This window comes from Rhizobium mulingense, assembly GCF_029194105.1.
Lineage (GTDB): Bacteria > Pseudomonadota > Alphaproteobacteria > Rhizobiales > Rhizobiaceae > Rhizobium > Rhizobium mulingense.
The window spans coordinates 175,020-187,693 of the sequence record NZ_JARFVE010000008.1 but is presented as its reverse complement, the minus strand read 5'-3'; the positions used below and the strand labels follow the sequence as shown (position 1 = coordinate 187,693).

At 62.1% G+C, this 12,674-nt stretch carries 12 protein-coding genes; 5 read left to right on the top strand and 7 right to left on the bottom strand.

Annotated features, from left to right (window positions below):
- The first annotated feature begins 122 nt into the window (after positions 1–122).
- A complete protein-coding gene (locus PYR71_RS19825) occupies positions 123–2,462 on the top strand; it encodes a glucose/quinate/shikimate family membrane-bound PQQ-dependent dehydrogenase (RefSeq protein WP_275620571.1) in 2,340 nt (779 codons plus the stop codon).
- Between the two features lie 535 nt (positions 2,463–2,997).
- Here PYR71_RS19825 and bla read toward each other — a convergent pair.
- The 3 genes from bla to dmeR form a co-directional block, all read right to left on the bottom strand.
- Positions 2,998–3,888, bottom strand: coding sequence for a class A beta-lactamase (bla, locus tag PYR71_RS19820; RefSeq protein ID WP_275620570.1), 891 nt, complete (start codon positions 3,886–3,888; stop codon positions 2,998–3,000).
- 88 nt (positions 3,889–3,976) lie between these two features.
- A complete protein-coding gene (dmeF, locus tag PYR71_RS19815; protein WP_275620569.1) occupies positions 3,977–4,981 on the bottom strand; it encodes a CDF family Co(II)/Ni(II) efflux transporter DmeF in 1,005 nt (334 codons plus the stop codon).
- Positions 4,982–4,998: 17 nt separating this feature from the next.
- Positions 4,999–5,271, bottom strand: a complete 273-nt coding sequence (gene dmeR, locus PYR71_RS19810; RefSeq protein ID WP_275620568.1) for a Ni(II)/Co(II)-sensing transcriptional repressor DmeR — start codon at positions 5,269–5,271, stop codon at positions 4,999–5,001.
- A 279-nt stretch (positions 5,272–5,550) separates the two neighbouring features.
- Between dmeR and PYR71_RS19805 the strand changes: the two genes are divergently transcribed.
- Together PYR71_RS19805 and PYR71_RS19800 are read left to right on the top strand one after the other, a co-directional pair.
- Entirely contained in the window at positions 5,551–6,045 is a 495-nt protein-coding gene (locus tag PYR71_RS19805) for a GNAT family N-acetyltransferase (protein WP_183915424.1), read from the top strand.
- Positions 6,046–6,212: 167 nt separating this feature from the next.
- Positions 6,213–6,842: a glutathione S-transferase family protein gene (locus PYR71_RS19800; RefSeq protein WP_275620567.1), complete on the top strand. Its 630-nt coding sequence runs from the start codon at positions 6,213–6,215 to the stop codon at positions 6,840–6,842.
- A 67-nt stretch (positions 6,843–6,909) separates the two neighbouring features.
- Here the strand turns inward: PYR71_RS19800 and PYR71_RS19795 are convergent, their stop codons facing one another.
- From PYR71_RS19795 to PYR71_RS19785, 3 genes are all read right to left on the bottom strand, one after another.
- Positions 6,910–7,824, bottom strand: a complete 915-nt coding sequence (locus PYR71_RS19795; RefSeq protein WP_275620566.1) for a cytochrome c — start codon at positions 7,822–7,824, stop codon at positions 6,910–6,912.
- Positions 7,825–8,044: 220 nt separating this feature from the next.
- Positions 8,045–8,485, bottom strand: coding sequence for a c-type cytochrome (locus tag PYR71_RS19790; RefSeq protein WP_183915430.1), 441 nt, complete (start codon positions 8,483–8,485; stop codon positions 8,045–8,047).
- Positions 8,486–8,681: 196 nt separating this feature from the next.
- Positions 8,682–9,563, bottom strand: coding sequence for a LysR family transcriptional regulator (locus PYR71_RS19785; RefSeq protein WP_275620565.1), 882 nt, complete (start codon positions 9,561–9,563; stop codon positions 8,682–8,684).
- Positions 9,564–9,659: 96 nt separating this feature from the next.
- On the opposite strand from PYR71_RS19785, the gene PYR71_RS19780 reads away from it, so the two are divergent.
- Complete coding sequence (locus PYR71_RS19780) at positions 9,660–10,328, top strand: DsbA family protein (RefSeq protein WP_275620564.1); 669 nt, start codon at positions 9,660–9,662, stop codon at positions 10,326–10,328.
- Positions 10,329–10,572: 244 nt separating this feature from the next.
- A complete protein-coding gene (locus PYR71_RS19775; protein ID WP_275620563.1) occupies positions 10,573–11,478 on the top strand; it encodes an MBL fold metallo-hydrolase in 906 nt (301 codons plus the stop codon).
- Between the two features lie 83 nt (positions 11,479–11,561).
- On the opposite strand, the gene PYR71_RS19770 is transcribed toward PYR71_RS19775, so the two are convergent.
- The gene (locus PYR71_RS19770; RefSeq protein WP_323115748.1) at positions 11,562–12,596 is read right to left on the bottom strand and encodes a LacI family DNA-binding transcriptional regulator; all 1,035 of its coding nucleotides are present in this window, start codon (positions 12,594–12,596) and stop codon (positions 11,562–11,564) included.
- Positions 12,597–12,674: the final 78 nt, after the last annotated feature.

Here is a 12,674-nt window from a genome sequence, read left to right as displayed (position 1 = left end):
CCGTGATTTTACCCTGCGGCAAATGCGGCCGTTGAAAGGCATCTCTCTCGCGCTATCTGGCTGATCGGCGGGGCTCTTCCGCCCTTCCTTCACCCCAGCGAACCTCTGCGGGAGACAGCCTAATGGCGATCGTCATCACCTCCATCCTCTTCATCATCGTCGGGCTGGCGCTCGGTGGTGGCGGGCTCTGGCTCGTCACGCTCGGTGGCAGCGTCTTCTATCTGTTCGCCGGGCTGATGTTCCTCATCACCGCCGGGCTGCTTCTGATGCGCAAGGCGGTGGCGCTCTGGGTCTATGCGGTGCTCGTTGTTGCGGCGCTCGCCTGGGCGATCTGGGAGGTCGGTTTCGACTGGTGGCAGCTCGGACCGCGCGGCGGCATCATCATCCTGCTCGGGCTCTGGCTGCTGACGCCGTGGATCCGCCGGCCGCTCGGCTTTCGCAGCCCGACGGGCATCACCTACGACGCCACCCCCTGGCCGCTCGCCCTACCGGTCATTCTCGCCATCCTCGTCGCCCTCTATTCAATGACGACGGATCCGCATGATCTCGCCGGCGACCTGCCGAAGGATCAGGTCGCTGCCAGCCCAGCCTTCGGCGGCAGCGTGCCGGATGGAGAATGGCATCAGTACGGCCGCACGCCGTTCGGCCAGCGTTATTCGCCGCTCGACCAGATCACCACGGAGAATGTCGCCACGCTCAAGGAGGCGTGGCGATACCAGACCGGCGACGTCAAACGGCCGGAGGATATCAGCGAGACCACCTATCAGGTGACGCCGCTCAAAGTGAACGACACGCTCTATCTCTGCACGCCGCATAACTGGGCGATCGCGCTCGACGCCAAGACCGGCAAGCAGAAATGGAAATATGACGCCAATTCCGGCATGAACCCGAACCGGCAGCATCAGACCTGCCGCGGCGTCACCTATTATGCCGATCCCGATGTCGCCGCCGGCCAGCCCTGTGCCGAGCGCGTATACCTGCCGACCTCCGATGCCCGGCTGATCGCGCTCGACGCGGCGGACGGCAAGGTCTGCACCGGCTTTGCCGATCAGGGCGTGCTGCATCTCGAAACCGGCATGCGCTTCAACCCGGCCGGCTATTATTATTCCACCTCGCCGCCGGTCGCCGTGGCCGGCAAGATCATCATCGGCGGGGCAGTCAACGACAATTATTCCACCGAGGAGCAGTCCGGCGTCATCCGCGCCTTCGACATCAAGACCGGCGCGCTGGTGTGGAACTGGGATTCCGGCAATCCTGATGTGACGACACCGATTGCCGAGGGCCAGACCTATACGACCAACTCGCCGAACAGCTGGTCGGTCTTCAGCGTAGACGAGGCGCTCGGCATGGTTTACATCCCGCTCGGCAATCAGGTGCCCGATCAGCTCGGCATCAACCGCAGCGACAATGTCGAGAAATTCTCCTCCTCGATCGTCGCGCTCGACATCGCCACCGGTCAGCTGCGCTGGGTGCGCCAGACCGTGCATCACGATCTCTGGGATATGGACGTGCCGGCCCAGCCGGCGCTGATCGACCTGACCAAAGAAGACGGCAGCGTCGTTCCCGCCCTCGTCGGCCCAACCAAGCAGGGCGACCTCTATGTGCTCGACCGGCGCAGCGGCGAGCCGATCATCCCGGTCAAGGAGATCCCGGCGCCGGATGGAGCGATCTCCGGCGATCATACCGCGCCGACGCAGCCGATCTCCGACCTCACCTTCTCGCCCGAGCCGCTGAAGGAAAAGGACATGTGGGGCGTGTCGCTGTTTGACCAGCTCGCCTGCCGCATCGAGTTCCACCGCTACCGCTATGAGGGCCGCTACACGCCGCCGTCGCTTCAAGGCACGATCGTCTATCCCGGCAATTTCGGCACGTTCAACTGGGGCAGCGTCGCGGTGGATCCGGAACGCCAAATCATGTTCGGCATGCCGACCTATCTCGCCTTCACCTCACGCCTGGTGCCGGCGGCCGACATTCCGCCACGCGGCCAGGATGAAAAGGGCAGCGAGCAGGGGCTCAACCGCAACGACGGCGCGCCCTATGGCGTGTTCATGGGGCCCTTCCTCGGGCCGCTGCAGATCCCCTGCCAGGCGCCGCCATGGGGCTACGTCGCCGGCGTCGACCTGCGTACCGGCAAGATCGCCTATATGCATAAGAACGGCACCGTGCACGACATGACGCCACTGCCCCTGCCCTTCAAGGTCGGCGTGCCCGGCATCGGCGGACCGATGCTGACCAAAGGCGGCGTCGCCTTCCTCGGGGCCGCGGTCGACAACTACCTGCGCGCCTATGACGTGACGAGCGGCCGGGAACTCTGGCAGGCGCGGCTTCCGGCGGGCGGCCAGGCGACGCCGATGACCTATACGACTGATGACAACAAGCAATATGTCGTCATGGTCGCCGGCGGCCACGGCTCTGTCGGCACCAAGCCCGGCGATTATGTGATCGCCTATACGCTGCCGTGATGGAGGAGGAACCGCACCCTGGTTTCGGAAGGACCTGCGGCCGTGGGTCCTCGGGTCAAGCCCGAGGACGACGGAGGGTGGCGGAGCGTATGCGGCAAGGATCGCAAGTGGTTTTGAAGGAATCGCCATCTTTGTTTGCGTAACTCCCACTCAAAGCCGCCCGCATTTTGCTGGAATTCCTCGGGACGTCCCGCTTCCTGCTAATCGCATCCTCCACCCTCCGTCATACTCGGGCTTGACCCGAGTATCCATGCCGCCCGCTCGAGTTGCTCGGCTACGGTTGCCTTTGTCATCGTGAACGCTAGCGCAGTGCTTGCGGCCGTGGGGGGGGGGGGGGGGGGGGGGGGGGGGGCGCGGGCGGGGGGGGGGCGGGGGGGGGGGGGGCGGGGGGGGGGGGCCCCGCCCCCCCCCCCCCCCCCCACGGAGGTGGAGGGACCCGATTGGCAAGGGGCGGAGCCGCCTGGACCAATCCTCATTCCCTATGCAACCAACTAGTAAGCCCCCCCACAGCGAACCGGACAGTTTCGCATTCCGCTCAAACCATCTCGACAATCATCCGCCCAACCTCGGCAAAGACCGGGTTGAGGTCCTTCACTGGCGCGGTCGCTTCGGCGACATAGACGGCGGCGACGATCGGGCCGCGGTCGGGGGGCCAGATGACGGCGATGTCGCCGAGCGAGCCGTTCGGACCGGTGCCGGTCTTGTCGCCGACTTTCCAATCCGCCGGCAGGCCGGCCCTCAGCCGATCCTTGCCGGTCGTGCTTGCGACCAGCCAGGCGATCAGCCTGTCCGAGGACGCCTCGGTCAGCACCGAGCCGAGGGTCAGATTGCCGAGCGTGTCGAGCATCGCATCCGGCGTCGTCGTGTCGCGCGGGTCGTCCTTCCGGCCTTCGTTCAGCGTCGGTTCGGTGCGGTCGAGACGCGTCGTGCCGTCGCCGATCGAGCGCAGCCAGTCGGTCAGCCCGGCCGGCCCGCCGAAGCTTTCGAGCAGCAGGTTGCCGGCGGTATTGTCGCTGAGCGTCACCGCCGCATCGCAGAGTTCGGCGATCGTCATGCCGTCGGCGCCGGCGTGTTTTTCGCTGATCGGCGAATAGTCGACAAGCTTGTCCTTGCCGAAGGTCACCCGCCGCTCGAGTTTTTCCTCACCCTTGTCGACCCGGGCCAGCACGAAGCCAGCGGCCAGGGCCTTGAAGGTGCTGCACATCGGAAAGGCTTCGCTGCCGCGGTAGCCGAAGGAGATGCTGGTCTGGGTGTCGAGCACCGAGACGCCAAGGCGCCCGCCGGTGCGTTTTTCCAGCTCGGCCAGGCGGCGCTCGACATTGTCGTCGCCCTCCTCGCTCTTCTCCTCGGCCCTGGCGGGAAATGTGAGCGCAGGCAGGCACAAAGCCGAGCCGATCAGCATGCGGCGGGTAAGACTGAGATCCATGAAAATCCTCCGGCGGTGAGGAGGACAGAGTTAAGGCGCGATTGCGGCGGCATCTCGTCATCGCGGCAACGAAGTGGTCCGCACCGGATCATGCGGCGCGTCGCGTCACCTCGACCGTCACATGCGACAATTCCGAGAGCGCCGAAAGCCGGGCCTTGTAGAAGGCCGGCTCGCGCGGGCTGGGGGTGACGACGGCGACGATCGCGGCGTGATGGCCGGGTCCGACCTGCCAGACATGCAGGTCGGTGATCCGGTCCTCCTCCGTCTCGATCGCCTCGCGGATTTCGGCCGGCAGCGTCTCGCCTTGGGGCACGACGTCGAGAAGCACGCCGCCCGAGAATTTCATCAGGCTCCAGGACCAGTTGGCAATGACCAGGCCGCCGACAATGCCCATGATCGGATCAAGCCATAGCCAGCCATAGAGGCTGCCGAGCGTCAGCGCAGCGATGGCGAGAACGGAGGTCATGGCATCGGCGACGACATGCAGATAGGCGGCGCGAATATTGTTGTCGCCGTGCTTTGCGTGATTACCGTGGGCGTGGTGATCGCGGGCGTGGTGATCATGGGTATGATGGCCATGGTGATGGTGGTGATGATGATGCGCGTGATGACCGTGCTCGTGGCCGCCGCCGGCCAGCAGCCAGGCGCTGGCCAGATTGACGGCAAGGCCGACCACCGCCACGGCGATCGCCTGGGCAAAGCCGATCGGCACCGGATTTGCAAGACGCAGCCAGCTTTCCCAGGCCATCAGCAGGGCGATCAGCGCAAGAATGATGGCGCTGGCAAAACCGGCGAGATCGCCGAGCTTGCCAGTGCCGAAGGTGAAGCGCGGATTGCGTGCCTGCCGGCGGGCAAAGAGATAGGCGAGCGCCGAGATCAGAAGAGCGCTGGCATGGGTGGACATGTGCCAGCCATCAGCCACCAGGGCCATGGAGCCGTAGACCGTGCCGGCGGCGATTTCGGCCACCATCATCACCGCGGTCAGGCCGATCACCAGCCAGATCCGCAACTCGTTGCGCTGATGATCGGCGCCGAGGAAGACATGATCGTGTTCGAGGGCGGTCATTTGGGCTTTCCCGATCCCGGCATTCATTCAGGCTCCTTCTCTCATCAGCGGATATAGGTTCGCAACACTTCCGAAATTTCCTCGACTGCCTCGGCCCTTGCCGCGTCACCGGCGGCATTAAGCACATGCTCGCGCAGATGATCGTCCAGCACCTCGCCGGTCAGACCGGTCAAAGCGCCGCGGATCGAGGCGAGCAATTGCAGGATTTCGCCGCAGGGGCGTTCAGCCTCAAGCGCCCGCTCCACCGCCTCCATCTGCCCCTTCAAGCGGCCAATGCGGGCGATGAGCTTCTTTTTCTGCAGGATGGTATGGGACATAATCGGCCTTTTATAACATAGGGGGGTATCCTATCAAGGACACCGGGCAACATCAATGACCGTGGCAGCGTTTAAGCGCCACGCTCCAACGCCATTGACAAATGCACGGTTTGCGGCGATTGATGCGCCATGATCAAAAACGCGCACCAGAGCCGCTCGTATTTTTGGCTGTACCTGTAAAGGGCGGCCGGACAGATCATATTGTCAACAAGCCGCCGTCAGGCGGCTTTGTTGTATCGGCAGCGTCCTGACGGCAGACCATTAAAGGACGCGAAGACCATGACCGAAATCGAAGACAGCGAAATTTCACTGATGCGGCCATCGGTGGTGACCATCCGCACCGCCAAGCCGCGCGACCTGCCCGAGCTCAACGAAATGATCGCCCTGCTTGCCGCCCATCACGGCGATGCGTCCGGCACCACGCCGGAGCAGCTGGAGCGCGACCTGTTCGGCCCCCTGCCCTGGATTACCGCACTCGTCGCCGAAACCGGCGAAGGGCTCATCGGTTACGCCATCCTCGTGCCCCTCTACAGGGCGCAGGAGGGAAAACGCGGCATGGACCTGCATCACCTCTTCGTGCGCGACGGCCATCGTGGCCATGGCACCGGCCAGTTGCTGGTCGACCGGGCCCGCGAGACAGCGCGCAATGCCGGCTGCGGCTACCTCTCCGTCAGCGCCGCAACCGGCAACGTGCTGGCGCATCGCTTCTACGAACAGATGGATTTCACCGCGCGGCCGGTAACCGGCATGCGCTACATGCAGTCGATCGCCTAGGTTGGCCAGATCGAAGGTCCACATTCCTGGCTCGGCGGGCGGGAGCGGGTCAAGCTTGCCAGTTGGAGCGGCGCGCATCTATTCAGATCAGGATGGGGCTCGAATCGAGTCGGACGGGCCCCGCTTCAATACTGCTGATACTTTATCGAATCGCGTTAGGAGCTTTCATGGCTGATTTCAAACTTCATTGCTTCGCTCTCTCCGGAAACTGCTACAAGGCCGCACTCTTCTTTGCGCTTGCCGGCATCGAATGGGAAAGCATTTTCGTTGATTATCTGGGCGGTGAAACGCGTACTGAAGAATGGCGACAGACGATCAACGAACAGGGCGAAGCGCCTGTGCTCGAACATGGGCATACGAAGATCAGCCAATCGGGGATCATTCTGGACTACCTGTCGGAAGTGACAGGCCATTATGGAGCCAAGACGGCCGAAGAACGGCGCGACATCATGCGCTGGATCCTCTTCGACAACCATAAATTCACCAGCTATTACGCGACGCTGCGATTCATCTACGGCCTCCAGAAGAGCGGCGAGACGCCGGTCGTCGAGTTCTTAAGGCTGAGGGCTAAAGCTGCCTATGCGATTGTCGACGAACACCTGGCCCACCGGGCATTCATGGTCGGCGAGCGGCTGACGATCGCAGACCTTTCTTTGGCGGGCTACGTCTTCATGCCGGAGGATACCGGAATCGATCACAGCGCCTTTCCGGCTATCGCGGCATGGAAGGACCGTATCAGCAGCATGCCAGGCTGGCGCCACCCCTATGATCTCATGCCAGGTCCCACTTCCCTATAAACAGAGGAAGATCGACTTTTCGGATGCAGCGGCCGCAAAAGCCGCTGCACACTTTGCGGGACATGCTTCAGCGCCCCGGCAGTGCCTTCAGATAGGCGGCGATCGCTTCCCGGTCGCCGGCCGGCAGGCGGGCGATGTTCTTCTGGACATCGACCATCGAACCGCCGACAGAATCGAAATCGGGCGTGAACCCGGTTTCGAGGTAGTTGGCGATATCGGCCTCGCTCCAGCTGCCGATGCTCTTCGAGGCCGGGGTAATGTCGGGTATGCGCCCCTTGCCTTCCGGATTGGGCGCGCCGGCGAGCCACTGATCGGCTTGGAACCCGCCGAGCGCATCGCGCGGCGTATGGCATTCTCCGCAATGGCCGGGGCCTTCGACAAGATACTGCCCGCGCTTCACCTTGTCGTCGCTCTTGGCGAGCGCCACTCGCGGCTGATCGTTGAAATAGAGGAATTTCCAGCCGCCGAGCGCAAGCCGGATGTTGTAGGGGAACGGCAGCTCATGTGGGGGCGTGACGTTGGCGCTCTTCGGCAGCGTCTTCAGGAAGGCGAAGAGATCGTTGACGTCCTTGTCGCTCATGCGCGCATAGGAACCATAGGGAAAGGACGGGTAGAGATGCTCCCCGCCCGGGCCGACGCCGCGTTTCATCGCATTGCCGAACTGGGCGAGCGTCCAGCCGCCGATGCCAGCCTTCTCATCGGGCGAAATGTTCGGCACGTGGAAGGTGCCGAAAGGACTCCTCAGCGCCAGACCGCCCGACAGCGTCAGTTTCGCATCGCCTTCGGAACCGGGGGCTGAATGGCAGCTGACGCAGCCGCCCGCCCAGAACACCATCTCACCGTTAGCCGGGTCCGGCGCGCCGAGCCCTGCCCAATGGCTTTCCGGCAGCGGATCGGGCGCGGTGATGAGATAGAAGGCGCCGCCACCGAGGACGGCAACGCCAATCAGACAGAGCAATAACCGGATGAACCCGCGGACCATGCGCCGCCTCCCCTTTTGCCGATGCTTCCGCCGTCGGTCCCACATAAGGCGATCCGCGCCGGCGGCAAGCCGGGCACGGATCGCGGATTCAGAGCGTTCCATTTCCCGCGCGCCACGCGGCACCAGGCCGCGCACCTTTGCTGGAATTGCGGTCTCTTCCTTCGCTACCCCAGACGCCAAACCGCTTTACAATTTTGCTGGAATTGCTGTGGGCGGCCTATCAATCCTTGATACGATAGGCCTTGTGACAGCCGCCGCAATTGGCGCCGAGCGTATTGACAGTGGCGCCGACGGCTGCGGCGTCGGCCGGAAGCTGAGCGAGCGCAGTTTCGGCGTCCGTGGATAGCTTTGCGGCGCGCGCTTTGAAGTCATCCATGTTCTCCCAGACCTTGGGGCTGACCTCGGGATCGTTCATATCGCTACCCGGCTTGAACTGATCGGGGAAAACTTTCGCGGTGGCGGCAATCGTCGTCAGCGCCGTCTTTACCGTCTCGGCATCGTAGGGTTTCTCGCCCTTGGCGACAGCGGCCAAGGCGCCCGCCGAACCGCCGATCTTCTTCATCAGCGCAATGCGCGAATCATGTGTACCGTCGGCGGCGGTCACCGAACCGAAGGCTATTCCCGCCATCGCTGCGGCGGCAGCTACTGCTTTCCAATTCATATGTTCCTCTCCAATTTCTGAAGGCCAAGGCGGCCGATGGCCAATCTGCACCGGCAGCATGACAAAATCCATGCGTCGGGGCAGTCACGTTTTGCCGTACCATCATAAAAACGATGTGATAAACGGCGAACAGACCCAGGGCGAGCCGGGTGCTGGTCCGGCCGACACGTTACGGGTTATCCCAAACTTGACGGCCCTATATATCCGCCAGTCTTGTTGCCAGAAAGTCGATGAGGACTCGTGCAGCCATTGGCAGGTGCTTTCGCGAAACATAAAGAGCGTGGATGCCAAGTGTGCTCGGCTTCCACTCCGGCAAGACGACAACCAGCTGACCTGTCCTAACCTCCTGATCGGCGGCAAAACGCGGCAGCATTGCGATGCCGAGACCGGACAGAGCGGCACGGCGCAGGGCGACAGCGTCATTGGTCTGGAAGGTTCCGTCCACCGACATGACGATCTGAGATTCGAAACTCTTCAGTGACCATTCCGTCCCCCCAAGGTGGGTATAGGTGAGGCACCTGTGGTCGTCGAGATCCTCTGGTGTTGAGGGAACTCCGTATTCCTGGAGATAGCGCGGCGAGGCGTAGAGCAGCGACGAGCACTGTCCCAGCCGTTTCGCGATCAAGGATGGGTCCAGGCGATTGGCGATCCTTATCGCCAGATCGATGCGGTCCTGCACGAGGTCGATCGTCCGATCGGAAATCTGTAAATCGACCTTGATGCGCGGATAGACGTCGGCAAAATCTGAAAGAAGCGGAATGAGCTGCGCTTCTGCGAGGATGCTGGGTGCCGTCACCCTCAGAAGACCGTGCGGAGTCTCTGCGTGATCTGCGACTTCCGTCACTGCGTCGGCAACACGGACGATTTCCCGACACATTTCAAGAACGCGTTCGCCCGCCGATGTCAGGCTGAGCTGTCGCGTCGTGCGGTGGAGGAGCCGCGTTCCCGACCAGTCTTCCATGGCCGCGATGTAGCGCGAGGCCATCGCGCGGGACATGCCCAATTCTTCGGCTGCAGCCGAAGCGCTGCCGCGCTCGACAGTCTTCAAGAGCACTTTCGCCGCAATGATCCGATCCATCTATTCGCTCGATTTATGCAACATTCTGTCGATCATCGTGACGTGTATCTTTGATATGCGCAACATTATATCTCTCTCAAACACAGGGAGACCGTAGTGACCACCGAGATTGAACTTCAGTATTTCTTCGATCCCTTCTGCGGCTGGTGTTACGCAAGCGCTCCAGCGCTGGCGGGCCTTGCCGACCAATTTTCAGATCGTTTGAGGATGCTTCCCTCCGGCCTTTTCGTCGGAGGAAGGCCGATCTCGTCGATCGCCGATCACGCATGGCGCAACGACCAGAGGATCCAGGCTCTGACCGGACAACGCTTCTCAAGGGAATACCATCAGAACGTCCTGCTGGCACCGAACGGCATTTTCGACTCGGGACCCGCGACGTTTGCGCTCACCGCACTTGGAGAGCACGCCGCGACGCTTGAGCCTCGTTTCCTGCATGCGATCCAAATCGCCCGCTATGTCGAAGGGCGCGACACTTCCAACGTTCACGAGGTGGCGACGGTCGCAGTTCAGGTGGCTGCCGTGCATGGCATCGATCTGACTGCCGAGATCTTCGCCGAGAGGCTCCGGAACGACCCCGATCTTCGTGCCCGTGCGCTGGAGCGGGTGGAGGATGCGCAGCGCCGGATGGACATGCTCGGCATTCGCGGCGTTCCGCAGCTCGTCGCCCTCATCAACGGTCAGGCCCACGTGCTCAGCAGCGAGGCGCTCTATCAAGGTCCGGCTCGGCTCGTTGCGGCGCTCGATGAGCTCTCTGCAGACGCATGAAACCCCAATCCCAACCAGGAGTATCATCATGAAAATTGCTCTTATCGGAGCCTCCGGCCAGGCCGGCTCCCGCATCCTGTCCGAGTTTGCCGACGTCAGACAACGGTTGACCGTCGGCTACTAACCCGATCTTCCAAATTTCAACCGCCTACTGCAGCGTGGCCGACATCGTCAGGGTGTCGACCGCCGGACCCTCCTGCCTTTGAGGACAGGACGGTTCGCCCCACAACCAGGTGAAAAGAATATGATGAACAGACGCACCACCCTCAAGACGATCGCCGCAGCCGCGGCTCTCATGATCCCGCTAACTACGTCCGGTGTCGCGCAGGAGAAGTCTCTCCTATCGTGGAAGGCGTTCAGGGCCACCGAAGCGGGCTTTCTACGCGCTCCGGTCCTTGTCACCGGGAAGGCGGAGGCCGTACTCATCGACTCGAGCTTCAGCTATTCGGACGGCAAGGTCGTCGCCGATGCCATCAAGGGCAGCGGCAAAAACCTGACCACGATCTATATCACCACCAACGATCCCGACTACTATTTCGGTCTCGCACCCGTCCATCAGGCCTTCCCTGATGCCCGAATCCTCGCAGCGCACGATACCGTCGACCTGATGCGGGAGAAGGCCGAAGGCAAGATCAAGGCTTGGTCGCCTGTTCTGGGCGACAACGGTCCCAAGTCGGTCTCCGATCTCAATTTCCCGGAACCGAGCGACATTGACACGCTGACAGTCGATGGCGAGAAGCTCGAAATTGTCACCGCGCCAGGGCTCAAGGATCGCGGCCGCTATATCTGGGTGCCATCGCTCCGCGCCGTGTTCGGAGGCGTCCCTGTCTTCGGCGGCATGTATCCCTGGGTCGCCGATCTTCCGACAGTCGAGGAACGGCAGGCCTGGCGCGCAGCTCTTGACGACATCCTCGCCCGCAGACCCGAGATCGTCGTACCAGGTCACGGCACCTCCACCTGGCCGACGGATGCGTCCGCCGTCAGCTACACGCGCGATTACCTGATCGCATTTGACGCCGAGGCAGCCAAGGCCGCAGACTCCAAGGCATTGATCGCAGCTATGAAGAAAATCTATCCCAACGCTGCCATGCCGATTTCGCTGGAATTGGGGGCGAAAGTCGCCAAGGGCGAAATGACCTGGGGTCAGTGACAACAGCGGAGAACTCGCGGCTAAAGCGCGTCGTACCCAATTGATTCGTTCGACGCGCTTTAACTCCTATTTTCATCGAAACTTCAAATATTGGTGGCAGTGTAAAATTCAAACGGGACAATATGCTGCGACACGGTTGGCGATCGGCCAGCATCGAGAGCCTCCGCCATTGCCCGCACCAGGGTCTCTCCCAGCAGCTTCGCCGGATGAGACAGGACGACCCTGATCAGCCCCTCGGCAAGACCGGCTCTCGTTTCATTGGTGAGCTCGTGTGCTATGACCACCAGGCGTTTGGCTGCCGACCCACCATCCTCCCGCAACGCTCGCATTACCCCCGTGATGCCGCCGCCGGCCACGTAGAGGCCGACCCAGTTTGGCTCGGTCTGCAGAAGGCGGCGCGTGGCCTCATAGGCAATATCGGGCTCTTCAAGGGTTGCAACCGTCTCCAGCATCTGGAAGCCCGGCGCGCTCTCCCGGAAGTATGATCGAAAGCCCATTTCGTTCAGCTCTTGGGCGAGATATCGGTGATTCCCGACGAAAACAGAAACCTTCCCGCCGTCCTTATTCAGCCCGGCTATGAACCACGCGGCCGTGCGGCCCTTTTTTATGCAGTCGTTGCCGACATATCCTGCGCGAGAGGCGGTGGATATGTCGGAAATCATGGTCACAACAGGAATGTTCTCTGCTGCAAGACCATCGACGGCGTGGTTCACCTGCGGGTGGTCGGAGGTGATCATTCCAATGACGTCGGCTTCGCGACTGAGAGCGTAGATCGCCTCGGCAGCCTTGTCGGGCGCAAGATCGTCCATGAATCTGACGATGGCCCTTCCATGGGCGTCGGGAAACGCTTCGGTCGCCGCAACGAGAATGTCGCTCCACATTTGATAAAGCTTGCGGTGAGACTGCTTGAGAAGAAAACCGAATTTGATCACCGGCTTGTCGTGCTCGAGTCGGCGAGCGATGGCCGTCACCCCGTGAAAGCCGATCTGCCGGGCGGCGTTCAGAACCCGCTCCGCCGTCTGCGGACGCACGGGATCGCGGCCGTTCAGCACGCGATCGACGGTTGAAATGCTCACATTCGCGGCTTTTGCCAAGTCAGGGATCGTTGGGCGAGACATACCGAACCTTTCAAATCTTGATGGTATTTATGAGAGTTTTTGGGAGACCGGTTCGTTGACACTTTGCGGAATTTTCGC